Here is a 25,758-nt window from a genome sequence, read left to right as displayed (position 1 = left end):
TATTATATAAGCAATGATTAGTTTTGCGGTGTAAACGTCGCCCGGCGCTGCTTGTCTTAAAGTGTAGGAGAACATCGGATCGTGTGATGCTTACTGATTTCCCCTGCTATCGGAAAACGGTTGATGCAAGGTTGCCGTGCAGGTGAGTAAATTATAGCGATGAGGGGAAAGCGGAAAAATAACTCCACCGGGGGGATTTTTGCCGAGAAATTAAAATTTCCATCAAATAAACGCCATCTTCATAGTTTTCTCATAATTGGTGAATAAATCCGAGGCGGGTTTTAAAAAGTTTACACACCCTCGCATTACTTGAAATTTATCAGCCTATTATTATCTCCGACAACGAATGAGCCTGTTAACGTACAGCGCTCCTGATGAAGAAAATTTTTAAGGAAATGATTATGCGTAAATTGACGGCTTTATTTATTGCTTCCACGCTGGCTCTGGGTTCTGCTTCCGCGGCGTTCGCCGCCGATACGGCGACGGCTCCGGCGGCGGATGCGGCGCCGATGAAAATGATGCATCACAAGGGTGAAGGCAAAGGCGGCCCGTTCGCCGGGCTGAACCTGACCGAGCAGCAGCGCCAGCAGATGCGCGACATCATGAAAGAGTCGCACCAGAAGCGCGGGCCGGGCATGAAAGAGGAGCGCCAGGCGCTGCACAATCTGGTCGCTTCCGACAGCTTTGACGAAGCGAAGGCGAAGGCGCAAATTGACGCGATCGGTAAAGCGCAATCCGAACGCATGCTGGCACGCGCCAAAGCGGAAAATAAAATGTATAACCTGCTGACGCCTGAGCAGAAAAAACAATACAATGAGAATTATCAGAAACGCGAGCAAAAGATGATGGACCACATGAATAAAATGAAGGAGCAGATGTCCGCCGGTCAGTAATATTCGCTCGCGGTAAATAATAAAGGGCCAGACTATTTGTCTGGCCCTTTTTCTATTTGGCGTTATCACCGGCAGGCTTTGCCGTGGGTGATCATCATTCTCCGCCGACAATGTGCCGAAACTGTTCGGCAACGGCCTGCGCAAAGCGCGGGTCGTTAATATGATAAGGCGTTTTTATCAACCGGCGTTTGCCGGTGGCGTGCACCGTTTCTTCCAGCGCTTGCGTAAAGGCGGCCAGCGCCGCCGGATCCCAGAACGGTTGGCCGGGCGCATCCAAAGCCGATACGCCGCCCGCCGGGATAACGAAACGCACTTCGCCCGCGCAGGCGTTGATTTTTTCGCCCATCCAACGCCCCATTAACGCATTCTCTCGCGCGCTGGTGCGCACCAGCGTCACTTGCGGGTTGTGATGGTGACGAAGACGGTTGGCATAGCGAGCCGGCACCGTATTCGGCGCGCCGAAGTTGATCATGTCTATCGCGCCGCAGGAGAGCACGCACGGGATGCCGGTACGCGCGATGGCACCGAAACGATCCGCATTGCAGGGCAGCATGCCGCCAAACAGGTAATCGGCCACTTCGGTCGTGGTCAAATCGATGGCGCCGTGCAGTTGGCGGTTATCGATCAGTTTTTCCAACGATCTGCCGCCGCTGCCGGTCGCATGAAACGTCAGGCAATCCCATTGCGATCCCAGCTCGGCAACCAACGCCTGAATGCAGGGCGTGGTGACGCCAAACGTCGTCAGGCCGATCGCGGGATTGTTGTCGTGATAGTCGACGGCGGCGAAGTGCACTGCGCCGGCTATCTGGCGCGCCGCGTTGCCCAGCACCCGTCGCGAGATGCGATTCAGGCCGGCGAGATCGGTGACCGAATACAGCATGTTGATATCGCTGGCGCCGACATAGGCGGAAACGTCTCCCGCCGCCATGCTCGAGACCATCACTTTCGGCAGGCCGATCGGCAGCTGCTGCATGGCCGGCGTGATGATGGCGGTGCCGCCGGAACCGCCCAGGCCAAGCAAGGCGGCGATATCGCGGCGCGTCAGGATAAAACGTTCGAAAGCGGTCGCCATGGCGGCGATCGCCTGGCCGCGACTGGCGCAGAAGACCGCGTCGGCGCCTGCCGGATGGTGGCGTGCGACGTCCTCTGGACCGATATCGGCCGGGGAGTCAAACGGCAAGCGACGAGTGGAAAGATCGACGGTTCGCGTGGGTAAATTCAGGGCAGCGATCAGCCGCCGTACATACTCCAGCTCTTGTCCTTTCGTATCTGCTGTGGTAGCAATATAGACAAAATTTGAAGTGTCTTTCATGTATTTCCCTAGGGTGTTTCTAGTTTTTATTTAAAAATCATTTTATTATATTTTTATAGGGTGCCCTGGTGTTGGCGTTTAAATTAAATTGATTAATGTATTTATATAATGAGACGGCAGTATCATTTTTGCAAGGGCAGCTCAGTGCAAAATGGGACTCCTGTCTCATTTTTGGCTTTTCAACGTGGCCGGCGCTTTGCCGGCAGCCAGTCGACAGAGGCGCATCCTCTGTTGCGCAAGCGTGTGCAGATGCATGAGGTTTATGTGCCGATAGATGCCTTTCCCACCCCGTTTGATCCTTCACTGACTTCCACCCGGGCAAAAACCTACCGTTTGTTGCTGGCCAGCGCGATGACGCTGTATGACGAAGGGGCGTTTCCTTCGATCACCGAACTGGCGGCGCATGCGCAGGTATCGCGTGCGACGGCCTACCGCTATTTTCCGACCCAGAGTGCGCTGATTAGCGCCGTGGTGGCGGAAAGCCTGGGGCCTATTCTGGAATGGCGCCCGCAAGACGATGACGCCCTGAAACGCATCCGGCAGTTGCTGACTTTCGCCTATCCTCAGATGGAGCGGCACGAGGGAGCATTGCGCGCGGCGCTGCAACTCTCTTTGCAACAGTGGGCGCACGCGACGCCGGGCGAGAAATTCGTGCGCGGCAACCGCAAGCGTCTGTTGGCGCTGGCGGTGGAACCGCTGCAGGGCAAACTGCCGCCGGACTCTCTGCAGAGAGTGATTCATGCTTTCTCGCTGATTTACGGCTCGGAGGTGTTCCTGGTGCTGAAAGATATCTGGGGGCTGGAGCTTGAGAGCATTCAGGACGTCACGCAATGGATGGCCAAAGCCATTCTGCGTCAGGCGGAAGAGGACGCGACGAACTGCAAAAAAACATCAGCAGGATAATCCAATTTTTGCCGATGACCGAGTGAAAAACCAGCATAATTCACTGAGTGAATATTGGCAAAATTTATAATTAAAAGTGATAAAAGACGCCTGTTAAGCACTTTTCAGGCGGCCGCATTCTTTATGTCTCCCTAGGTTATATTTTTATTTATCAGCAGATTATAATTTATCCCTTCACGTGTTATCGCCATTTTGATACCGGCAAACGTCATTGTCATTTCTTATCGGCACTGGCCTGATTCACCCTTGAAACATTCTCTCCTCCCGTCGAGCTGCCGGATGACACATTAAGCGCACTTGAGATTGTTGTGCTTTATTTATTTGGTGTTACCAAACTGTTACACAAAAAATCTTATAAAACATTTGCAAACAACAACGGACGGTATCTGGGATGGAGAAGAAACTTAGAGGAGTCAAATCCGCTCGGGCGGCCTTCGGCTGGCCTGAAATCGGAGTTAATCGCGCACAATGGAGCGCGATGCTGATCTGCCTGACGGCGATTGGCGGGGCGCAGGCCTCCAGCTATATAGAGAACGGCAAAGCGGGCGATCCGGCCAGCTGGCGCAGCAGTGAGTTCAATGCGGAATGGGGGCTGGGGGCAATCCACGCCGACCAGGCCTACGCCGCCGGTTATACCGGAAAAGGCATCAAACTTGGCATTTTCGATCAGCCAGTCTACGCCAAGCACCCGGAGTTCGCCGGTGAGAATAAGGTGATCAATCTGGTTACCGAAGGCATCCGCGAATATACCGACCCCTATATTCCGGTGAAAAAAGGCGACGCTTTCCGCTATGACGGCACACCGAGCGTGGATTCCGATGGTACGCTCGGTTCGCACGGCACCCATGTGGGCGGCATCGCCGCCGGCAGCCGAGACGGCGGCGCCATGCACGGCGTGGCGTTCAACGCGCAGATCATCAGCGCGGAAAACGGCGATCCCGGCCCGGAGGACGGCATCATCCTCGGCAACGACGGCGCGGTGTACCAGGCCGGTTGGGATGCGCTGGTGGCCAGCGGCGCGCGCATCATCAACAACAGCTGGGGCATCGGCATCACCGAAAAGTTTGATGAGGGCGGTTATGACCCGGCTTATCCGCATTTCACAGTAAACGATGCGCAAAAGCAGTTCGATCAGATCAAACAGATCCTCGGCACCAAGCCCGGCGGCGCCTATCAGGGCGCGATCGACGCGGCCCGCAGCGGCGTGGTCACCATCTTCGCCGCCGGTAACGACGGCAATCTGAATAACCCCGATGCCATGGCCGGTCTGGCTTATTTTGTGCCGGACATCGCGCCGAACTGGCTGTCGGTCGCCAGCCTGCAGGATCCGACCAATACCGGCGATTACAGCATCAGCACCTTCTCTTCTCGCTGCGGTTACACCGCCAGCCTCTGCGTCTCGGCGCCGGGCACCCGGGTATACAGCTCGGTAATCGAAGGCACCAGCGTGGAGAATCTGACGACCGGTTACGCCAAATACAGCGGCACTTCGATGGCGGCGCCGCACGTGGCCGGCAGCGTTGCCGTGCTGATGGAGCGTTTCCCGTATCTGAATGGCGCGCAGGTGGCGGAGGTGCTGAAAACCACCGCCACCGACATGGGCGCGCCGGGCATCGACGCGCTCTACGGCTGGGGGATGATCAACCTGGGCAAGGCCATCAACGGCCCGGGCATGTTGGTGACCGCCGAGGATATTCCCGAAGAATTCCGCATTCCGGATCCGACGGGCGTGGCTTACGGCCCGACCCAGTTTGTAGTGGATCTGCCGGGCGTCGGCGCGGTGCTGGACAAGGGCAAACCGACCGAGCGCGTCTGCAGCGATGTGTTGTGCGGGCTGGACGTCTGGAGCAACGACATCTCCGGCCATGGCGGCCTGACCAAACAGGGCATCGGCACGTTGGTGCTGACCGGTAACAACACCTATTCCGGGCCGACGCTGGTCAATCAGGGGCGGCTGGCGATCAACGGCTCGGTCACCTCGGCCGTCAGCGTGCAGAGCGGCGGCATCGTCGGCGGCAGCGGCACGGTCGGTTCGCTGACCGCCCGCCGCGGCGGCACCGTGGCGCCGGGCAACTCGATCGGCACCCTGAACGTGGCCGGCAACGTCAGCTTCGAGCCGGGTTCGCGCTATGCGGTGGAAGTGGGCCCGAACGGCCAGAGTGATCGGATCCAGAGCGGCGGAGCGGCGACGATCGGCGGCGGCGAGGTGGCGGTCACGCTGGAGAACAGCAGCAACCTGCTGACGCAAGGCGAGGTGCGCAGCCTGCTGGGCCAGCAGTACACCATCCTGAGCGCGCAGCAGGGGGTGAGCGGGCAGTTTGACGCGGTGGCGCCGAACTACCTGTTCCTCGGCACCGGGCTGAGCTACCAGCCGACCGGGGTAACGCTGAGCGTCGGGCGCAACGGCACAAGCTTCGCCAGCGTGGCGCAGACGCCGAACGAACGGGCGGTGGCGGCGGCGGCGGATGCGCTGGCGGCGGGCAACCCGGTGTACGAGAGCCTGCTCAACAGCGGCACGGCGGGCGAGGCGCGGCAGGCGTTCCGTCAGCTGTCGGGGCAAATCCATGCGGACATCGCGTCGGCGCTGGTGAACGACAGCCGCTACCTGCGTGAGGCGCTGAACGGGCGTCTGCGTCAGGCGGAAGGGCTGGCGAGCTCGTCGGCCATCAAGGCGGACGAGGACGGCGCCTGGGCGCAGCTGCTGGGAGCGTGGGACCATGCGTCGGGCGACGCCAACGCCACCGGCTATCAGGCCTCGACCTACGGGGTGCTGGTGGGGCTGGACTCGGCGGCGGCGGCCGACTGGCGGCTGGGGGTGGCGACCGGCTACACCCGCACCTCGCTGCACGGCGGGTACGGGTCGAAGGCGGACAGCGACAACTACCACCTGGCGGCGTACGGCGACAAGCAGTTCGGGGCGCTGGCGCTGCGCGGCGGGGCGGGCTACACCTGGCACCGCATCGACACCAAGCGCTCGGTGAACTACGGGATGCAGTCGGACCGCGACACGGCGAAGTACAGCGCGCGCACCGAGCAGCTGTTCGCGGAAGCGGGCTACAGCGTGAAGGGCGAGTGGCTGAACCTGGAGCCGTTCGTCAACCTGGCGTACGTGAACTTTGAAAACAACGGCATTGCGGAAAGCGGCGGCGCAGCGGCGCTGCGCGGCGACAAGCAGCACACCGACGCGACGGTGTCGACGCTGGGACTGCGTGCGGACACTGAGTGGCAGGTGAGCCCGGGCACGACGGTGGCGCTGCGCAGCGAGCTGGGGTGGCAACACCAGTACGGCGGGCTGGAGCGTGGCACCGGGCTGCGGTTCAACGGCGGCAACGCGCCGTTCGTGGTGGACAGCGTGCCGGTGTCGCGCGACGGGATGGTGCTGAAGGCGGGGGCGGAAGTGGCGGTGAACGAGAACGCCTCGCTGTCGCTGGGCTACGGCGGGCTGCTGTCGCAGAACCATCAGGACAACAGCGTCAACGCCGGCTTCACCTGGCGCTTCTAAGCAACATCGACTCAATCCTTGTACGGGAACCGCCTGCGGGCGGTTCCTTTTTCACATCCTGCTAATGAGAACCCGGCGCACCTGGGGCGTCGGCCAATAACAAGCAAAAGGTAAGGAAATGACAACAACAATGGGTTTTGATAGCAAAGGAAACGCTCGCCGCTCGCCGTGGCGGCTGAACGCGCTGGTCTGCTGCATGGCGCTGGCGGGGTATGCGCAGGCGGCGCCGCACGAGGTGAGCGGCCAAGCCGGCGATCCGGCCAGCTGGCGCAGCGCCGAATTCAACGCCAACTGGGGGCTGGGGGCGATCCACGCCGATGAGGCCTATGCCGCCGGCTACACCGGCAAAGGGCAGAAGGTGGGCATTTTCGATACCCCGGTCAACCGCCATCCCGAGTTCGCCGGCGACGGCAAACTGATCAACGTGGTCACCGAAGGCTATCGCGCCTATACCGATCCGCACCGGCCGGGGATTAACGCCGGCGATCGCTTTTACTTCGACGGCACCTTCCACTTCTACAGCGGTTCACAGGGCATGCTGAGCAATCACGGGGTGCACGTCGCGGGCATCAGCGCGGCGAACCGCGACGGCGTCGGCATGCACGGCGTGGCCTTCGATTCGCAGGTGATCAGCGTCGATAATGACAACGACGGCCCGGCCTACGGCGAATTCCTCGGCCTGGACGGCGCCGTCACCAATGCCGGCTGGCAGGCGATGATCAAGAGCGGCGTGCGGGTGATCAACAACAGCTGGGGCGTCAGTATTCCCGATTTCCTGTCCGACGGCGGCCGCGATCCCAACGCGCTGCACTTTGAGCTGAAGGATGCGCAGGAACAGTTCGATCAGGTCAAACCGCTGCTCGGCAGTTTGGCCGGCGCAGGCTATCAGGGCGCCATCGACGCGGCGCGCAAAAATATTCTGGTGCTGTTCGCCGCCGGTAACGACGGCAACTACAATCAGCCGGATGTGATCAGCGGCCTGGCCTATTTCGTGCCGGACATCGCGCCGAACTGGCTGTCGGTCGCCAGCGTGGCGCAGGATGCGACATCGACCAACAGCGTGCCTTACACCATCAGCAGCTTCTCTTCCCGTTGCGGCTATACCGCCAGCTTCTGCGTCTCGTCGCCGGGCAGCAAAATCTACAGCACCGTGGCCAACGGTTCCGATCCGGCCAACCTGGTGTCGGACTACGGCAATAAAAACGGCACCTCGATGGCGACGCCGCACGTCACCGGCGCGGTGGCGGTGTTGCTGCAGCGCTTCCCGTACATGAGCTCGGCGCAGATTGCCGACGTGCTGAAAACCACCGCCACCGACATGGGCGCGCCGGGCATCGACGCGCTCTACGGCTGGGGGATGATCAACCTGGGCAAAGCCATCAACGGCCCGGGCATGTTCTATACCGTCGAAGATATTCCTGCGGAGTTCCGCATTCCGGATCCGACGGGCGTGGCCTACGGCCCGACCCAGTTTGTCGCCAATATTCCGGGTCTGGGCGCCGAGGTGGATGCCGGCACGCTGCACGCCAGAAAGTGTGACGACATCAGTTGCGAACTGGAAGTCTACTCCAACAACATCTCCGGCCATGGCGGCCTGACCAAAGAAGGGAGGGGCACGCTGGTCATGACCGGCGCCAACACCTATTCCGGGCCGACGCTGGTCAATCAGGGGCGGCTGGCGATCAACGGCTCGGTCACCTCGGCCGTCAGCGTGCAGAGCGGCGGCATCGTCGGCGGCAGCGGCACCGTCGGTTCGCTGACCGCCCGCCGCGGCGGCACCGTGGCGCCGGGCAACTCGATCGGCACCCTGAACGTGGCCGGCGACGTCAGCTTCGAGCCGGGTTCGCGCTATGCGGTGGAAGTGGGGCCGAACGGCCAGAGCGATCGGATCCAGAGCGGTGGAGCGGCGACGATCGGCGGCGGCGAGGTGGCGGTCACGCTGGAGAACAGCAGCAACCTGCTGACGCAAAGCGAGGTGCGCAGCCTGCTGGGCCAGCAGTACACCATCCTGAGCGCGCAGCAGGGGGTGAGCGGGCAGTTTGACGCGGTGGCGCCGAACTACCTGTTCCTCGGCACCGGGCTGAGCTACCAGCCGACCGGGGTAACGCTGAGCGTCGGGCGCAACGGCACAAGCTTCGCCAGCGTGGCGCAGACGCCGAACGAACGGGCGGTGGCGGCGGCGGCGGATGCGCTGGCGGCGGGCAACCCGGTGTACGAGAGCCTGCTCAACAGCGGCACGGCGGGCGAGGCGCGGCAGGCGTTCCGTCAGCTGTCGGGGCAAATCCATGCGGACATCGCGTCGGCGCTGGTGAACGACAGCCGCTACCTGCGTGAGGCGCTGAACGGGCGTCTGCGTCAGGCGGAAGGGCTGGCGAGCTCGTCGGCCATCAAGGCGGACGAGGACGGCGCCTGGGCGCAGCTGCTGGGAGCGTGGGACCATGCGTCGGGCGACGCCAACGCCACCGGCTATCAGGCCTCGACCTACGGGGTGCTGGTGGGGCTGGACTCGGCGGCGGCGGCCGACTGGCGGCTGGGGGTGGCGACCGGCTACACCCGCACCTCGCTGCACGGCGGGTACGGGTCGAAGGCGGACAGCGACAACTACCACCTGGCGGCGTACGGCGACAAGCAGTTCGGGGCGCTGGCGCTACGCGGCGGGGCGGGCTACACCTGGCACCGCATCGACACCAAGCGGTCGGTGAACTACGGGATGCAGTCGGACCGCGACACGGCGAAGTACAGCGCGCGCACCGAGCAGCTGTTCGCGGAAGCGGGCTACAGCGTGAAGGGCGAGTGGCTGAACCTGGAGCCGTTCGTCAACCTGGCGTACGTGAACTTTGAAAACAACGGCATTGCGGAAAGCGGCGGCGCAGCGGCGCTGCGCGGCGACAAGCAGCACACCGACGCGACGGTGTCGACGCTGGGACTGCGCGCGGACACTGAGTGGCAGGTGAGCCCGGGCACGACGGTGGCGCTGCGCAGCGAGCTGGGGTGGCAACACCAGTACGGCGGGCTGGAGCGTGGCACCGGGCTGCGGTTCAACGGCGGCAACGCGCCGTTCGTGGTGGACAGCGTGCCGGTGTCGCGCGACGGGATGGTGCTGAAGGCGGGGGCGGAAGTGGCGGTGAACGAGAACGCCTCGCTGTCGCTGGGCTACGGCGGGCTGCTGTCGCAGAACCACCAGGACAACAGCGTCAACGCCGGTTTCACCTGGCGTTTCTAAGCCAAGCGGTCATTACAGGGTGAACGGAGCCGGCATGCCGGCTCCGTTTTTATTTGCGGCTGCGGGGTGAGTCCGTATGATGGCGCGGCACCAGGGCAATAAAAAACCGGGACCCTGACGGATCCCGGCTTAAAAGTGGGTAAAACAGATTAGCGCTAAAGGCTCAAGCCCCGTTTTGCTTATGCAGTCCAAGCGATGTGAGCATCGTCTCAGTAGCGGCAACGGAACAAATTTTCCCTGGTGTTACTATGGTTATTATTAAAAATCGTGCTGGTGTTATTTTTTATAGTGTATTGCTGTATGTCTCTTTTGATACCATGTTTGACGATACAACATGGTATGTCAAGCAACGTTTTTAACGCATAATTGCATGGGATGCTAGTTTTAGGTGTGGCTTTTTCAGCAGAAATAATCAAAACGACTGATAAATCAGTAAAAAAAATCGAAGGAACAAATGGATAACAATCATCAAAAATTCGATTCACAGTCGATTGCCAATCGGGTCAGGGAGCTGTTTTTACATTACGGGATTGGAAAACGTCAGCATGCCCGCGAACTCAGCCGCATCTTGGATCTGAGTTTTTCACATGCGCACCGCAAATTGAAAGGGCAAAGCCCCTGGACGCTGGAACAGATCAACAGCGTCGCGGCCGCGTTGGGAGAAACGCCGGCGGCGATCGCCGATTTGAGCGCCGAACATGAGACGACCGAGCCAAACATGGCGCGTGATGCCATCTTTTTCGTGGCGGGGGTGGCGATGCCCTGCGTCGGGCACATTGGCGACGAACTTCCTGCCGGGCGGCCGGCGGAATTTGTGGCGCTGCGCGTGGAGGGGCAATGGCATATCTATCGCGCCGATGAGGCGCCGGCAGGCCCGCGTTACGGCGTCGAACTGATAGAAATTCGGCCCGGTTACGGCGATGACGAGCGGTTGAGCATCGCGGTATTGGACGATTCGCATCAGGCGGCCGATGAGCTGGCCAAGTACCTCGGCGGCTGCGGTTTCAACGCAGTGGCGTTTTACGATGTCGACAGCTTCTGCCAAGCGCTGCAGCAAAGCCTGTTCGACGGTTACGTGGTGGACTGGCTGATCGGTGAGGAAACGGCGGATCGCTGTATCGCCACCATCCGCGCCTCCGACAACCCGGACGCGCCGGTACTGGTGCTGACCGGCGAACTGGGCACCGACCGACGCGAGTCGGAGATCGCTCAGGCGATGCGCGAGTACGATGTGCTCGGTCCTTATGAAAAACCGGTGCGGCTCCATGTGATCGAAGCCGCACTGCAACGCTGTTTTAATCTTTAGCGGGGAACACCTCGGCCAGCGCGCTCGATAGCGCATCCAGCCGAACCGGTTTCATCAGGTAGTTATCGAACAGGGCGCGCTGATCCGCCGTCAGCTGCTCCGGCGTATAGGCGCTGATGCCGATGATTGGCACATGGCGGTTGGGGCCGCGACGATTGCGCAGCTGCCTGGCCAGGGCGGCGCCGTCGATGCCCGGCATCTGCAGATCCAGCAACAGCGCGTCGTAAGGGCGTCTGAGCAGTTTCTGCAACGCGCGCTCCGGCGAGTCGCACAGTTCGTGCTGGTAGCCCAGCTTGTCCAGCAGCGCCGCAAAGGCGTCACCCACCGACTTGTTGTCATCCACCACCAGCACCTGCTGCGGCTTTTGCTGCAGGGGGGCATTGGCGGCGGCGGGCTCGTCGGCGCGCTCTTCTTCACTGATCTGCACCGGAATGCTGACGATAAAGGTGCTGCCTTTCTTGATTTCGCTGTATACCGTGATGGTGCCGTTGAGCAGCGTCACCAGGCCGTGCACGATCGCCAGCCCCATCCCCACGCCGGCATACTGTTTGGTATGCGACTGATCCAACTGGGTAAAGGGTTTGAATATCTGATCGAGCTGGTCTTTTTCAATACCGATGCCGGTGTCGGTCACTTCGATGATCAACGAATTGCCGCCCGGCTGGCGGCGCAGGCAGCTGTGCAGCGTAATGCTGCCGCTTTCGGTGTATTTGTAGGCGTTGGTCAGCAGGTTGACGATAATCTGCCGGATGCGCAGCGGATCGGAGTGCACCAACAGGTGGCTGCACTCCACTTCGCAGCTCAGTTTGACCTGCTCTTTGCGGGTCAGGGTGGCGATTTCGTTGGCGGTTTCCGCGATCAGCTTCTGCGCGTCGAACGGCACGATGCGCAATTCCATCATGCCGCTGTCGAGGTGCGCGTAGTCGGTCAGATCCTTCATCTGGCTTTCGATTTGCTGCGCGGCGGTCTCCAGCCGCTGGAAAGTGTCCGCATGCTCCGCCGACACTCGGGTGTTCACCAGCACGTCGATGGCCGACATCACGCTCTGCAATGAGGTGCGCAGCTCGTGGCCGATGGCGCCGAGGAAGGCGTTTTTGGTGCGCGTCGCTTTCTCCGCCTCAATGGCTTTGGCCTGCTGGCGAATGGTCAGCCGCTGCTGGCGGAACACGATCAGGGTGATGGCGATCAGCGCGATCACCGAGAACATGACGATCACCAGCCCATAGAAAATAATGTGCCGTTTCTCGATGTAATCCTCATAGGCTGCGGTGCGCTGCTTCACCTCGGCGTGGTCGGTCAGGTTGGCCATTTCGATGGCGTAAGGCTTGATGGCCTTCATGGCCGCGAAAACCTGGCTGAAGTCGATTTTCGGGTTATCCAGCAGTTTATCGATGCGATCCATCTGCAGGCGCATCTGCTTGACCACTTCCGGGTAGCCCGGCTCGGCGTACAGCGGTTGCGTGGATTCGGAGACGGTTTCCAGCACGTAAAAGCGCGAATAGAGGATTTCGAACCGCAGCCGCAGATTGTCGCTGTCCACCTGCGCGGCATGGCTTTGCTGCTCGACCAGCGTGTCGAACTCCGCCAGCTTGATGGAGAACTTGGCGATAGACCAGGAGTAATTCTCCTGCGTGCCGGCGATGGCATACAGCCCTTTTTTCGACAGGGTGGCGCTGTAGTAATAGAGCGTGACGGTCGAAGCCACTAAAAACAGCGCGGCAAAGATGGCCGGGATCGCCAGCCTGCTGCCGTTCTTAAAGGTCGTCAGCTTCATTTGATCACGATCCTGTCGACTTGCCAGATAAAGCGTGAATTGTACAACGGCGAGTTCAGTTCAGGCCCGGCGGCGTCGCGTGGGTAAACCAGGAACAGCGGGCCGAAGTTTCTGAGCTTCAGCATTTCCCCGTCCATCCTGTAGGCCAGGATCATGTTGTATTTCTTGACGTCGGACAGCGGCACGTCGATGTAATAATCGTTCAGCGCGTAGAAAGTCAGCGTCTCGCCCTTGGCGCCGACGCGCTCCAGGATATCGGCCACCGAAATCCCTTCAAATTTTCTCTGCGGCGTCCAGGAAGTGGAGGTGGTGATGCTGCGCACCGGCATCGCCAACAGCTGCTTATCGGTGAACAGATAGCTTTTTTTGACCGGGTCGGTCACGTTGTCGATCTTGCCCGCCACTTCTAGGGTAAAGCTGAGCGCGCTGCTCTGGGCGATAATCAGGGCCACGCAGGCCATCGCAAGGGTTTTGCATAGTTTGAACAGCATCGGTGTTCTCCAGAGGCGCGGGGAGGTTGTATCAGTCCCGCTAATTTATCAGGCAGAATAATGGCAGAAAAAGCAGGCGGGTGCGAAGGGAATAGTAAACCGCACAAAAAGAACAGTCCTGAGCCGGTCGGCCCGTGCGCGTAACCTTTCTCTTCCGTTTGTCAGCCGTTCCGATGCTCTTTCAACAGCTGTGCCAGCTGCGTCAGGCCTGCCGTTAGCTCGTCCGGCGAGGGGGAACCCAGGCACAGGCGAATGCCCGTCGCACGTTCGTCGCGGGCCACCATCACGGTGTCCGGCGGCGTCACCTTTACGTTGACCAATGCGGCGGCGGCGGCCACCGACTCGGCGGTTTCACGCGGCATCGGCAGCCAGACATGATAAGCGTCGGGATGCGATACGCAGTCGTCGGCATCAAATATCGAGGTGGCCAGATGCACTCTTCGCTGAGCCTCATGGCGCAACGCTTGCGGTATCGTCTCGATTGCGCCGCTGGACAACCACTCCTCCACCACAGCGCAAGACAGTGGCGAAGGCGCGAAAGGAATATCTTGCAAGGCTTCTTCCGCCGCAGTTTGCATGCCGGGCGGCAGAGTCAGCATGCCGATCCGCAACCCCGGGCCGAGCGTTTTCGACAGGCCATTGACATGGAACGCCCGCTCGGGCGCTAAAGCCGCGAGCGCAGGCGCCGCAGAGTGACCCAGCGCGTAGACGCCATCCTCGATGATCCAGACATTCGCCTGCCGGCATATCTCGACGATAGCCTGCCTGCGCTCGGCGCTCATGGTGGCGGTCGTCGGGTTATGCAGCGTCGGCGTCAGATAGACCGCGGTATGGCCGGAGGAGACTCGCTCGAGCGCGCTCGCCAGCGCCTGCGGCACCATGCCTTGCGCATCGATCTCCACGCCGATCAGGCGATGGCCTTTACGCCGGGCCAGCGCGATCGCGCCGGGGTAGGTGAGTCTCTCCGTCAGTATCGTGCCGCGTGGCCCGCAGGCCAGGTCAAACGCCAGCGAAATCGCCTGACGGGCATTGCTGGTCAGCGCCAGGTGCGACGGATCGATCGTGACGCCGGCGTTTTCCAGCCAGCGGGCCAACAAACGCCGGTGCTCCAGATGCCCGGTCGGTGGGGAATAGAAGTTCAGATGATCCGCATCCATTTTCCGCGCAATGCCGGCCAGCGTGCGCGCCAGCAAACGATCGGTAAGCATCGCCGGCGGCGCATTGGCTGAAAGATCGATTTCGCGTTTTTCACGGGCGCGGCGAATCGCCACGAACATCCCGCGGCCTTTCACGCTGCGAACCAGCCCGCGTCGTTCCAGGATGGCGTAGGCTTTGGTCACCGTGCCCAGACCGATCGCCAATTGCCAGGCGAGGGGACGGTGAGCCGGCAAACGATCGCCCCCTTGCAGCTTGCCCTCGATAATGTCGTCAGCCAACGCCAGCACCAGCCGTTCGACGGTAGTGGCTTCTACGTTGGCCAGGCGGGGTTGCCAGGGGGATTGAAGCCGCATGGTCGCTCTCCGGAGAAAGAATATAGTGTCACGTGACACTATTTAAATAGGCGAAAAGTGTAACACATACTATGTTGGTGAGGAGTCCCGGCGTTTTCAACAACGGCTCGGCCGTAAGGCGGGTCAGCGGAGTTTTTCCATGATGGTCAGTCAGCTTGCGTTGGTTTACGGCGCCTATCTCCTCGCAACCGCCAGCCCCGGCCCCAGCAACATGGCGATCATGGGCGTGGCGATGCGTGACGGCCGCAGGCCCGCATTGGTGCTGGCCGCCGGCGTGATGACCGGATCGCTGTGCTGGGCGATGTTGGCCGCGACCGGCCTTTCCGCCGTGTTGGCCACGTATGCGCAGGCGCTGTGGACCATCAAGATCGTTGGCGGCGTGTATATGCTGTATCTGGCGCTGCGCGCCGGAAAGTCCGCGTTACGCACGTCCGCCGCGACGTCGGGCATGGCCGCGGGGCGCGATGCGCGGCCTTATCGGGCGCTTTATCGGCAGGGCGTGCTGATGCATCTCGGCAATCCCAAGGCCATCATGTCCTGGATGGCGATCATGTCGCTGGGATTGCGGCAAGGCGCGCCTGAGCAGGTTTTACCGGCAATTATTGGCGGTTGCGCGCTGCTCGGCGTGACGATTTTCGGGGGGTATGCCCTGCTGTTCTCAACGGCGCCGATGATCGCGTTTTACACCCGGGTGAGGCGCTGGATTGAAGGAACGCTTGCGCTGCTGTTCGCTTTGGCGGGCCTGGAGCTGTTGATATCGCGGGGGTAATGAACGCCCGGCGTTAACCTGAGGAGATAAGCGATGGTTTTTGGCATGCAGATGGTGGATGTCTTTGGCGCCGGGCCGCTCGCCGGCAATCCGTTGGCGGTGATCACGGGCGCCGAAGCGTTGTCGACGGAGGACATGCAGCGTTTGACGCGTTGGTTCAACCTGTCGGAGACGGCCTTTTTGCTGCCGCCGACGCACCCCCAGGCGGATTACCGGGTGCGGATATTCACGCTGGATCGTGAAATGCCGTTTGCCGGGCACCCGACGCTCGGCAGTTGTCATGCCTGGCTTACTGCGGAGGGTATGCCGCGCAATGAGACGGAGATCATCCAGGAGTGCGGGGCGGGCTTGGTGAGCATTCGCCGCGAGGCCGGACGGCTGTGTTTTGCCGCGCCGCCGTTGATTCGCTCCGGGGCGCCTTCAGAAGCGGCGTTGGCCGACGCGCTGCGGTTTTTGGGGATCGCGCCTGAGGAGGCGCTCGATGCCGCCTGGATCGATAACGGTCCGGGGTGGTTGGGGATCCGGCTGGCCAGCGCCGAGCGTGTGCTTTCCCTGACGCCGGCGAGAAGCTGGTCGCGCAGGGTCGACATTGGCGTCGTCGGCCCACATGCCGATGGTGACGCAGCCTTCGAAGTTCGCGCCTTTTTGAGCGATCATCTTGGCGCTATCGTTGAAGATCCGGTCACCGGCAGCCTCAATGCCTCCCTGGCCCAGTGGTTGTTCGCAACCGGCGTGGTCAGCGGCGGCTATATCGCCGCTCAGGGGCGCTGCCGTGGGCGCAACGGACGCGTGCATGTCACCCGCGACGCGAGCGGCCGGATTTGGGTGGGCGGCGATACGCGCACGCAGGTCGAAGGGCGGCTGCAAGGGATTGGCGCGGCGTAGAACGCGCCGCCGCACCGCGTGCGGCTGAGCTGAATATCGATTTTCATCCGACAAGGAGTGAGCAGTATGTCTGCAACGGCCATCGATACCTTGAAAATGCTGGTGCGTTACAAAGCCTGGGCGAACGCCTTGACCTTTGACTGTGTGGCGGCCTTGCCGGAAGGCGAAGCGCTGCGGCCGCGCCCGACCCGTTTCGGCAATATGGTGCATACCTTGAATCATGTGTATGTGGTGGACGATATCTTCAGGCACCATCTGCAAGGCCGCAAGCATGGCTACCTCGCGCGCAACACCGAGCAAACGCCTGCGCTTGACGACTTGCGGTGCGCGGTGGAGGAAATGGATCGCTGGTATATCGAACAGGTGGACAACTGGTCGCCGGAGGCGCTGGCGCAGGTGGTGCATTTCGAGTTCGTCGGCGGGGGGGAAGGCCGCATGACGCGCCAGGAAATCGTGCTGCATGTCGTCAACCACGCTACCTATCATCGCGGTTTTGTCGGCGATATGCTCTATCAGGTGCCCTTTGCTTCACCGGCGAACGATTTGCCGGTGTTTCTTCGCGATCATTACCGCCGGGCGCCGTGAGGCGAGCGAGATAAATAAAAAAAGCCAGACGCTTTCGCGCCTGGCCTGTTACGCGCCGGAACCCGGCGAGGTTGCGCCTCAGCGCATGGTGACGAACTCTTCCGCCGCGGTCGGGTGGATCGCCACGGTGTTGTCGAAGTCCTTCTTGGTGGCGCCCATCTTCACCGCCACCGCGAAGCCCTGCAGGATTTCATCCATGCCGAAGCCGATGCCGTGCAGGCCGACGATCTTCTCTTCTTTACCTGCGCACACCAGCTTCATGCGGCACGGCTGACGGTGCTGCGTCACGGCGCTGTACATGGCGGTGAAGGAGGATTTGTACACCTTCACGTTGTCCGCGCCGAATTTCTCGATGGCTTCCGGCTCGGTCAGACCGACGGTGCCGATCGGCGGGTGGCTGAACACCACGGTGGCGATGTTGCTGTAATCCAGGTGTTCGTCCGGCTTGTTGTTGAACAGGCGCTCGGACAGACGGCGGCCGGCGGCCACGGCGACCGGGGTCAGCTCTACCGCGCCGGTGTTGTCGCCCACCGCATAGATGCCTTTGACGTTGGTGTTCTGGAACTTATCGACGTCGATGTAGCCTTGTTCGTTGGTTTTCACCCCGGTGACGCCGAGGTTCAGGTTGTCGGTCGCCGGTTCGCGGCCGATGGCCCAAATCAGGCAGTCGACGGTGAATGCCTTGCCGTTTTCCAGCTGCAGCGTCAGGCTGCCGTCGGCGTTCTTGACGATCGCTTTCGGCACCGATTCGGTGTGCAGGCTTGGTCCTTCGGTGTTCATCACTTCCACCAGGGTTTCGACGATCATCGGATCGAAGGTGCGCAGCGGCGCGTGCTTGCGCACGAACAGATGCGTTTCCGCGCCCAGCGCGTTCAGCACGCCGGCGATCTCTACGGCGATATAGCCGGCGCCGACGACGGCGACGCGTTTCGGCATGGCGTCCAGCTCAAAGAAGCCGTCGGAGTCGATGCCGTATTCCGCGCCCGGAATAGCCGGATGGCTCGGGCGGCCGCCGGTGGCGATCAGGATGTGGTCGGCGGTGATGGTTTCGCCATTCACTTCCACGGTGTGCGCATCCACGAAGCGCGCGAAGCCTTTGATCACGTCGACCTTGTTCTTGCCCAGCACGTTGTCGTAGGAATTGTGGATGCGGTCGATATAGGCGGTGCGGTTGGCGACCAGCTTTTTCCAGTCGAAGGCGTTGACGGTGGTGTCGAAGCCGTAGTCCGGGCCGTACTGATGGATGGCCTCGGCGATCTGCGCCGCGTGCCACATGACTTTTTTCGGTACACAACCCACGTTTACACAGGTGCCGCCCAGCTCTTTGGCTTCAATCAGCGCACACTTTTGGCCGTACATGGCTGCCCGGTTGATCGATGCGATACCGCCGCTGCCGCCGCCAATTGCTAGATAATCGTAATGTTTCGTCATCTGGGATTTCCATGAGTTGTGAATTTGAAGAGGGTAAGAGTTTAACGCCTGACCGGGGTTTGTCGCAAAGATTGCGTCGATGGCTGCGATAGGTGGACGCAGGGCGCGGCAAACCGCGCCCTGATGGGGATTATTCCGGTACCACCCAGTTCACCAGATGGTGACCGATGCCCGACGGCACCAGCACCTTGTGCAGCCACGGCAGCACGTTCTTCATCTGCTGTTCCAGCTTCCACGGCGGGTTGATGACGATCATGCCGGAGGCGGTCATGCCGCGCTGATCGCTGTCGGGTTTCACCGCCAGCTCGATCTGCAGGATGCGGCGAATGCCGGTGGCTTCCAGATCGCGCAGCATGCGTTTGATCTGTTGGCGCATCACCACCGGGTACCACAGCGCGTAGGTGCCGGTGGCGAAGCGCTTGTAGCCTTCCTGAATGCCTTTGACCACGTCCTGGTAATCGGTCTTCATTTCATACGGCGGGTCCATCAGGATCAGGCCGCGGCGCGACAGTGGCGGCAGCTGGGATTTCAGCTGCTGATAGCCGTCGGCGCGCTGCACTTTGGCGCGCTCGTCTTTCTGGAACTCGCTGCGCAGCAGCGGGTAGTCGCTCGGGTGCAGCTCGGTCAGGTGGATTTTGTCCTGCGGGCGCAGCAGCTGGCGGGCGATCAGCGGCGAGCCGGGGTAGTAGCGCAGCGTGCCGGAACGGTTGAAGTTGTGCACCACGCTCATGTAGGCCGCCAGCTCTTCCGGCAGATCGTCGCGTTGCCACAGCAAGCCGATGCCTTCCAGGTATTCGCCGGTGCGCTCGGCGTGTTCGCCGCTGAGCTGATAACGGCCCGCGCCCGAGTGGGTATCCAGATACAGGAACGGCTTCTCTTTTTCCTTCAGCGACTCGATGATCAGGCTCTGAACGGTGTGCTTGAGCACGTCGGCGTGGTTGCCGGCGTGGAAACTGTGGCGATAACTTAACATGACGGGTGGCGGTTCCTTGTGCTCCGCAGACGGAGCATTCAATGCAATAAGGCTTATAATCTGCACAGTATAAACTGTCTGGCCGGGAAAAACCGGACTCCGTTGCCGCAGACGTTAACAGAAAGGGACAGGACGATGAGCAAACAGGCGATTTTGGCGAATTACCCCGACGCGGCGCGCTGGGCGTTCGGCGACGGCCCGGCGTTAGCCGACGAACTGCTGGGATTGGTGCTGAGCGGGGATAAAACCGCCACCTGCAGTTCCTATGCGAGCTATCGTCGGGAACAAACCCCGCGGATCGGCGATTACAGCATCGTTCTCGATGGCCGCGGCGAACCGGCCTGCGTGATCAGAACCCTGGCGCTGCGCCTGATGCGCTACGATCGGGTGACCGCCGAGATGGCGGCCAAAGAGGGTGAAGGCGACAAAAGCCTGGCGTTTTGGCGCCAGGGGCATCAGGCGTTCTTCACCCGCGAGGGCACCTTTGCGCCGGACATGTGGCTGGTGTTCGAAGAGTTCGAATGGGTTGAAACGCTGTGAATCACAAGGAGAAAGGATGAGCTGCATTTTTTGCGACATCGTGGCGGGTAAGGCGCCGTGCCATAAAATCTGGGAAGACGACGACCATTTGGCGTTCCTGTCCATCTTTCCCAACACCGACGGCTTCAGCGTGGTGATCCCCAAGGCGCACCACCCGAGCTACGCCTTTGACCTGCCGGACGAGGTGCTGAGCGCGTTGATGCTGGCGACCAAGCGGGTGGCAAAGCAGCTGGATCGCGCGTTCGACGATGTCGGCCGCTGCGGCATGGTGTTTGAGGGCTACGGCGTCGACCACGTGCACGCCAAACTGATCCCGCTGCACGGCACCGCGTCGCTGGAACAGTGGCGGCCGATCGAATCGACCTCGCCGAAGTTTTTCGCGCGTTACGAAGGCTATATTTCCTCCCATGACGCCGCGCGTGCCGACGACGAGCAGCTGGCGGCGCTGGCTGCCCGCATCCGCCAAAGCGCCATTTAAGGCACGAACGATCAACGCCGGGCATTGATTTTCCTGCTGCCTGGCTCCATGTTAGAGATTCATACGCATTTTAAGGCTCGCCCGTGCGGCGGGCCCCAACGCTAATCAGGACTGCCCTATGACAAATCCGTTGCTGACCCCGTTTTCCCTGCCGCCTTTCTCGGCGATCCGCCCTGAAGATATCGTGCCAGCGGTGCAATCCGCGCTGGCGGACTGCCGCGCTGCGGTAGAGCGCGTGGTCGCGCAGCCGGGCCCGTTCACCTGGGACAATCTGTGTCAGCCGTTGGCGGAGTCGGACGATCGCCTGTCGCGCATCTGGTCGCCGATCGGGCACCTGAACTCGGTGAAAAACAGCCCGGAGCTGCGCGCCGCCTATGAGCAGGCGCTGCCGCTGCTGTCCGAGTACGGCACCTGGGTCGGCCAGCACGAAGGGCTGTACCAGGCCTACCGCAGCCTGAAAGAGGGCGCGGCGTTCGAGGCGCTGAGCGTGCCGCAGCGCAAGGCGGTGGACAACGCGCTGCGTGACTTCGAACTGTCGGGCATCGGCCTGTCGGCGGACAAACAGCAGCGCTACGGCGAGATCGTCGCGCGCCTGTCCGAACTGGGCTCCACCTACAGCAACAACGTGCTCGACGCCACCATGGGCTGGAGCAAACTGATCACCGACGAAGCCGAGCTGAGCGGCCTGCCGGAAAGCGCCCTGGCGCAGGCGCAGGCGATGGCGCAGGCCAAAGAGCAAGACGGCTGGCTGCTGACGCTGGACATGCCGAGCTACCTGCCGGTGCTGACCTACGCCGACAACCGCGCGTTGCGTGAAGAGATGTACCGCGCCTTCGCCACCCGCGCCTCTGACCAGGGGCCGAACGCCGGCAAATGGGACAACAGCGAAGTGATGGCGGAAACGCTGGCGCTGCGCCACGAGCTGGCTCAGCTGCTGGGCTTCGCCACCTACGCCGACAAGTCGCTGGCGACCAAAATGGCGGAAAGCCCGGAGCAGGTGATCGGCTTCCTGAGCGATCTGGCCAAACGCGCCCGCCCGCAGGCCGAGCAAGAGCTGGCGCAGCTGCGCGCCTTCGCCAAACAGCACTATGGCGTGGACGAGCTCGACGCCTGGGACATCACCTACTACGGCGAAAAACAGAAGCAGCACCTGTTCTCCATCAGCGACGAGCAGCTGCGCCCGTACTTCCCGGAGCAGCGGGTGGTGGAAGGGCTGTTCGAAGTGGTGAAACGCATTTACGGCATCACCGCCAAAGAGCGTAAAGACGTGGAAACCTGGCATCCGGACGTGCGCTTCTTCGATCTGTTCGACGCCGACGGCGAGCTGCGCGGCAGCTTCTACCTCGATCTGTACGCCCGCGAGAACAAACGCGGCGGCGCCTGGATGGACGACTGCGTCGGCAGCCTGCGCAAGGCCGACGGCACGCTGCAAAAACCGGTCGCTTACCTGACCTGCAACTTCAACCGTCCGCTGGGCGACCAGCCGGCGCTGTTCACCCATAACGAAGTGACCACGCTGTTCCACGAATTCGGCCACGGTCTGCATCACATGCTGACGCAGATCGATACCGCCGGCGTCTCCGGCATCAACGGGGTGCCGTGGGATGCGGTCGAACTGCCGAGCCAGTTTATGGAAAACTGGTGCTGGGAGCCGGAAGCGCTGGCGTTTATCTCGGGCCACTACCAGAGCGGCGAGCCGCTGCCGAAGGCCATGCTCGACAAGCTGCTGGCGGCCAAGAATTATCAGGCGGCGCTGTTCATTCTGCGCCAGCTGGAATTCGGCCTGTTCGATTTCCGCATGCACTTCGAATACAGCCCGGAAAAAGGCGCGCAGATCCTGCCGACGCTGGCGGAAGTGAAGAAAATGGTGGCGGTGGTGCCTTCGCCGAGCTGGGGCCGCTTCCCGCACGCCTTCAGCCACATCTTCGCCGGCGGCTACGCGGCGGGTTACTACAGCTACCTGTGGGCGGAAGTGCTGTCGGCCGACGCCTACTCGCGCTTCGAAGAAGAGGGGATTTTCAACGCCGAAACCGGCAAATCCTTCCTCGACAACATCCTGTCGCGCGGCGGGTCGGAAGAGCCGATGGCGCTGTTCAAACGCTTCCGTGGCCGCGAGCCGCAGCTGGATGCTATGCTGCGCCATTACGGCATTAAAGGATAACCCGACACGTGAGCGTGTGTTTATTGTGTGAAGCAGGCGCCGATCCCGGCGCCTTGTCTGTTTTGGCGCAGCGCTGGCGGCTGACGTCCGACGACGACGCGCCGATGGCGCTGGTATTGACCCCGCAGCGGCTGGAACTGCGCAAGCGCGACGAGCCGAAGCTGGGCGGGATCTACGTCGATTTCGTCTCCGGCGCCATGGCGCATCGGCGCCGCTTCGGCGGCGGCCGCGGCGAGGCGGTGGCCAAGGCGGTCGGCATCAAGGGCAGCTACCTGCCGGACGTGGTGGACGCCACCGCCGGGCTGGGGCGCGACGCCTTCGTGCTGGCGGCGCTGGGCTGCCGGGTGCGGATGCTGGAGCGCAATCCGGTGGTGGCGGCGTTGCTGGACGACGGTCTGCAGCGCGGCTATCAGGATGCGGAAATCGGCCCGTGGCTGCGCGAGCGTCTGACGCTGCTGCACGCCTCCAGCCTGACGGCGCTGGCGGATCTCAGCCCGCGCCCCGAGGTGGTGTATCTCGATCCGATGTTCCCGCACAAGCAGAAAAGCGCGTTGGTGAAGAAAGAAATGCGGGTGTTTCAATCGCTGGTGGGCAGCGACGATGACGCCGACGGCCTGCTGGAACCGGCGCGCCGTTTGGCGACCAAGCGCGTGGTGGTGAAACGCCCGGACTACGCGCCGCCGCTGGCCGACGTGCCGGCGCACGCCGCCACGCTGACCAAAAGCCACCGTTTCGATATCTACATGCCGCTGTAATGTCTGCCGGGCCCGCCGTGTCGGGCCCTCAGTTTTCCTCTCGCAAACTTTTCCCCACGCCGCCGCCCGGATGCACCGCCAGCAAGGCGCTCTTGTCGTAACCGCTGCGCGCCATCAGGCAGGCGCAGGCGGCGTCGAAGATCGCCAACACCAGCACGATCGAGGTAGTGGCCAGCATATTCAGCGGATCTATTTCCTGTTGCACCCCGGTGGCGATCGTCAGCTGCGCCGCCTGCGCGATGGCGGAGTGCGGGTTTTCCGTCACCGCGATCAGCGGCACCCCCTTGGTCTGCAGCGTCGGCAGCAGACGGGTCAGCTCATCGGAATTGCCGCCGCGCGAGATCAGGATCAGCAGATCGTCCGCGCGCAGAAAGCCCAGATCGCCGTGCGCCGCGCCGGTGGCGTCGAGGTAGACCGCCGGTCGCTCCACGCAGGCCAGCATGTGGGCTATCTTGCGCGCCGCAATTCCCGAGGTGCCGACGCCGGTGACGGCGATTTTACCGCGGCAGCCGGCCAGCAGCCCCAGCAGCCGCTGCCAGGTGTGCGCGTCGAGGCGCTCGCCCAGCTGCGCCAGTTCCCGGCTGTAAGTTTGCCAGCCCTGTACGGCCTGCCGCCATTCCTGCTGCATCACGCCTCCTCCTGCATCAGCCGGCGGTATTTCATGTGGTCGTTGTACAGTTCGTGGAACACCCGGTATTTGCGGTCGTAGTAGCTTTTTATCTGGTTGGTCTGCGGCGTAACCGTCTTGCCGATGCGGCTCATGGCGCTCATCGCCTCCGGCAAGGTGTCGAATACGCCGGCCGCCACGGTGCCCATCATCGCGCCGCCCAGCAGCATTGCTTCGCTCTCCTCCGGCAGCAGCATGGCGCAGCCGGTGGCGTTGGCGTGCTCCTGCACGAAGATCGGGTTCTTGGTGCCGCCGCCGCTGGCCATGATGGTATCGATGCTGTAGCCGCTGTGGTTCATGGTTTCGATGATGTGGCGGGTGCCGAGCGCGATGGCCTGAATGGTGGCCAGGTAGTGCAGCGCCATGTCTTCCGGCGTGCGCGACAGCTTCAGCCCGGTCAGGATGCCGGTCAGCGTCGGGTTGGCGCGCGGCGAGCGGTTGCCGTGGAAGTACGGCAGCATATGAATGTCCTGCGTCAGGAAGGCGATGTTCTCCGGTTCGCCGGCCATGCGGCGCAGAATGGCGTTCAGCACCTCATAGATGGTCTGCCCCTGGGTTTTCGCCTGCGCCAGCAGCTCCTGATAGCACGGGTGCGACTGGATGACGTGGTCGATCAGCGCGCCGGTGGCGGACTGGCCGCCTTCGTTCAGCCAGTATTCCGGCAGGATCGCCGAGTAATACGGCCCCCAGACGCCGCCGATAAAGCGGGCGGTGCGCGACATCGCCATATGGCCGGTGGAGGTGCCGCCGATCAGCGCGACGCGGCGATTGAAGTCGGCCACCTCGCCGGAGACGCCGGTGGCGCCCAGCGTGCCGAGGGTGCCGGCGTGCGCGTCGATGATCGATACGCTCACCGCCGTGCCGGCGATCAGTCCCATTTCAGCGGCGGCGCGCTGAGTCAGGCCGTGGCCCAGCGGCTCGCCCATCATTTTAACGTCGCTGCCGATCTTGGCCGCGTCGTGTTCCAGCACGTCTTCCAGCCCGATCTGCTGGAAGTAGCTCTTGTCCCAACGCTGCTCGTGGCCGAGATAGGTCCACTTGCATACCGTTGAACACAGCGAACGGGTGGCGTCCTGGGTGGCGCGCCAGGTGAGGAAGTCCGGCAGATCGAACAGGTAACCGGCGTTGGCCCAGGTGGTGGGCATGTGTTGCTTCAGCCACAGCAGTTTCGGCGTCTGCATCTCCGGCGAAATGATGCCGCCGACGAAGTCCAGCACCCGGTGTTTGGTGGCGTTGATGCGCTCGGCCTGGGCGATCGCCCGGTGATCCATCCACACGATGATGTTCTGCTCGGTGCGGCCGGAGGGGCTGACGGTCAGCGGTTTGCCTTCTTTATCCAACACCACCAGCGAACAGGTGGCGTCGAAGCCCAGCCCTTTGACCTGGATCGGGTTGATGTCGGCCTGGTTGACCGCGTCGCGCACCGCATTGCACACCGCCTGCCAGATGTTATCCGACGACTGCTCGACGAAATCCGCCTTCGGCCGGTACAGATCGATGGCCCGGCTGGCCTGGCCGACCATGCGCCCATTGAGATCGAATACGCCCGCGCGCGCGCTTCCGGTGCCCACATCTACGCCAATAAAATAGCTCGCCATT

At 62.0% G+C, this 25,758-nt stretch carries 20 protein-coding genes; 12 read left to right on the top strand and 8 right to left on the bottom strand.

The window, feature by feature from the left end:
- Positions 1 to 401: 401 nt before the first annotated feature.
- On the top strand, positions 402 to 893 hold the full coding sequence (spy, locus tag J0F90_RS23445; protein WP_033641337.1) for an ATP-independent periplasmic protein-refolding chaperone Spy: 492 nt from the start codon (positions 402 to 404) through the stop codon (positions 891 to 893).
- 94 nt (positions 894 to 987) lie between these two features.
- Here spy and J0F90_RS23440 read toward each other — a convergent pair whose 3' ends face one another.
- On the bottom strand, positions 988 to 2,205 hold the full coding sequence (locus J0F90_RS23440; RefSeq protein WP_033639161.1) for a Tm-1-like ATP-binding domain-containing protein: 1,218 nt from the start codon (positions 2,203 to 2,205) through the stop codon (positions 988 to 990).
- Positions 2,206 to 2,454: 249 nt separating this feature from the next.
- Between J0F90_RS23440 and J0F90_RS23435 the strand changes: the two genes are divergently transcribed.
- The 4 genes from J0F90_RS23435 (at position 2,455) to J0F90_RS23420 (ending at position 11,139) form a co-directional block, all read left to right on the top strand.
- Positions 2,455 to 3,108: a TetR/AcrR family transcriptional regulator gene (locus J0F90_RS23435; protein ID WP_042706136.1), complete on the top strand. Its 654-nt coding sequence runs from the start codon at positions 2,455 to 2,457 to the stop codon at positions 3,106 to 3,108.
- A gap of 478 nt (positions 3,109 to 3,586) precedes the next feature.
- The gene (locus tag J0F90_RS23430) at positions 3,587 to 6,610 is read left to right on the top strand and encodes an autotransporter serine protease (RefSeq protein ID WP_042706123.1); all 3,024 of its coding nucleotides are present in this window, start codon (positions 3,587 to 3,589) and stop codon (positions 6,608 to 6,610) included.
- Positions 6,611 to 6,728: 118 nt separating this feature from the next.
- Positions 6,729 to 9,833 (top strand): autotransporter serine protease, encoded by a 3,105-nt coding sequence (locus J0F90_RS23425; protein WP_373978602.1) that lies wholly within the window; start codon positions 6,729 to 6,731, stop codon positions 9,831 to 9,833.
- Positions 9,834 to 10,287: 454 nt separating this feature from the next.
- A complete protein-coding gene (locus J0F90_RS23420) occupies positions 10,288 to 11,139 on the top strand; it encodes a helix-turn-helix domain-containing protein (RefSeq protein WP_016930454.1) in 852 nt (283 codons plus the stop codon).
- Here J0F90_RS23420 and J0F90_RS23415 read toward each other — a convergent pair.
- The 3 genes from J0F90_RS23415 to J0F90_RS23405 all read right to left on the bottom strand — a co-directional run bounded on the left by J0F90_RS23415 (position 11,129) and on the right by J0F90_RS23405 (position 14,915).
- On the bottom strand, positions 11,129 to 12,913 hold the full coding sequence (locus tag J0F90_RS23415; protein WP_016930453.1) for an ATP-binding response regulator: 1,785 nt from the start codon (positions 12,911 to 12,913) through the stop codon (positions 11,129 to 11,131). The two genes, J0F90_RS23420 and J0F90_RS23415, sit on opposite strands and share 11 nt — an antisense overlap.
- Entirely contained in the window at positions 12,910 to 13,404 is a 495-nt protein-coding gene (locus tag J0F90_RS23410; RefSeq protein WP_004931017.1) for a putative pterin-binding protein, read from the bottom strand. The genes J0F90_RS23415 and J0F90_RS23410 overlap by 4 nt, the downstream gene beginning before the upstream one ends.
- A gap of 161 nt (positions 13,405 to 13,565) precedes the next feature.
- Positions 13,566 to 14,915 carry an aminotransferase-like domain-containing protein gene (locus J0F90_RS23405; protein ID WP_033639163.1) on the bottom strand — a complete coding sequence of 450 codons (1,350 nt, stop codon included), beginning with the start codon at positions 14,913 to 14,915 and terminating at the stop codon, positions 13,566 to 13,568.
- Between the two features lie 139 nt (positions 14,916 to 15,054).
- Here J0F90_RS23405 and J0F90_RS23400 point away from each other — a divergent pair, with 139 nt between their 5' ends.
- The 3 genes from J0F90_RS23400 to J0F90_RS23390 all read left to right on the top strand — a co-directional run bounded on the left by J0F90_RS23400 (position 15,055) and on the right by J0F90_RS23390 (position 17,154).
- Positions 15,055 to 15,684, top strand: coding sequence for a LysE family translocator (locus J0F90_RS23400; protein ID WP_033639164.1), 630 nt, complete (start codon positions 15,055 to 15,057; stop codon positions 15,682 to 15,684).
- A 33-nt stretch (positions 15,685 to 15,717) separates the two neighbouring features.
- Positions 15,718 to 16,569 carry a PhzF family phenazine biosynthesis protein gene (locus tag J0F90_RS23395; RefSeq protein ID WP_033639165.1) on the top strand — a complete coding sequence of 284 codons (852 nt, stop codon included), beginning with the start codon at positions 15,718 to 15,720 and terminating at the stop codon, positions 16,567 to 16,569.
- A gap of 66 nt (positions 16,570 to 16,635) precedes the next feature.
- The gene (locus J0F90_RS23390; protein ID WP_033639166.1) at positions 16,636 to 17,154 is read left to right on the top strand and encodes a DinB family protein; all 519 of its coding nucleotides are present in this window, start codon (positions 16,636 to 16,638) and stop codon (positions 17,152 to 17,154) included.
- Positions 17,155 to 17,232: 78 nt separating this feature from the next.
- Here the strand turns inward: J0F90_RS23390 and gorA are convergent, their stop codons facing one another.
- Entirely contained in the window at positions 17,233 to 18,585 is a 1,353-nt protein-coding gene (gene gorA, locus J0F90_RS23385; protein ID WP_016930448.1) for a glutathione-disulfide reductase, read from the bottom strand.
- Positions 18,586 to 18,715: 130 nt separating this feature from the next.
- Positions 18,716 to 19,558: a 23S rRNA (adenine(2030)-N(6))-methyltransferase RlmJ gene (locus J0F90_RS23380; protein ID WP_004931012.1), complete on the bottom strand. Its 843-nt coding sequence runs from the start codon at positions 19,556 to 19,558 to the stop codon at positions 18,716 to 18,718.
- 135 nt (positions 19,559 to 19,693) lie between these two features.
- Here J0F90_RS23380 and J0F90_RS23375 point away from each other — a divergent pair, with 135 nt between their 5' ends.
- From J0F90_RS23375 to rsmJ, 4 genes are all read left to right on the top strand, one after another.
- Positions 19,694 to 20,098: an ASCH domain-containing protein gene (locus J0F90_RS23375; protein WP_033639168.1), complete on the top strand. Its 405-nt coding sequence runs from the start codon at positions 19,694 to 19,696 to the stop codon at positions 20,096 to 20,098.
- Positions 20,099 to 20,114: 16 nt separating this feature from the next.
- Positions 20,115 to 20,576 (top strand): HIT family protein, encoded by a 462-nt coding sequence (locus J0F90_RS23370; RefSeq protein WP_033636385.1) that lies wholly within the window; start codon positions 20,115 to 20,117, stop codon positions 20,574 to 20,576.
- 118 nt (positions 20,577 to 20,694) lie between these two features.
- Complete coding sequence (gene prlC / locus J0F90_RS23365; protein ID WP_016930445.1) at positions 20,695 to 22,737, top strand: oligopeptidase A; 2,043 nt, start codon at positions 20,695 to 20,697, stop codon at positions 22,735 to 22,737.
- Between the two features lie 8 nt (positions 22,738 to 22,745).
- Entirely contained in the window at positions 22,746 to 23,492 is a 747-nt protein-coding gene (gene rsmJ / locus J0F90_RS23360) for a 16S rRNA (guanine(1516)-N(2))-methyltransferase RsmJ (protein ID WP_028128290.1), read from the top strand.
- A gap of 28 nt (positions 23,493 to 23,520) precedes the next feature.
- Here rsmJ and J0F90_RS23355 read toward each other — a convergent pair whose 3' ends face one another.
- Entirely contained in the window at positions 23,521 to 24,120 is a 600-nt protein-coding gene (locus tag J0F90_RS23355; protein ID WP_016930443.1) for a KpsF/GutQ family sugar-phosphate isomerase, read from the bottom strand.
- A complete protein-coding gene (locus J0F90_RS23350) occupies positions 24,120 to 25,757 on the bottom strand; it encodes an FGGY-family carbohydrate kinase (RefSeq protein ID WP_016930442.1) in 1,638 nt (545 codons plus the stop codon). The genes J0F90_RS23355 and J0F90_RS23350 overlap by 1 nt, the downstream gene beginning before the upstream one ends.
- Position 25,758: the final 1 nt, after the last annotated feature.

Source organism: Serratia marcescens subsp. marcescens ATCC 13880 (assembly GCF_017299535.1).
Lineage (GTDB): Bacteria > Pseudomonadota > Gammaproteobacteria > Enterobacterales > Enterobacteriaceae > Serratia > Serratia marcescens.
The sequence above is the reverse complement of the archived record's forward strand: the minus strand, read 5'-3'. Positions and strand labels throughout refer to the sequence as shown.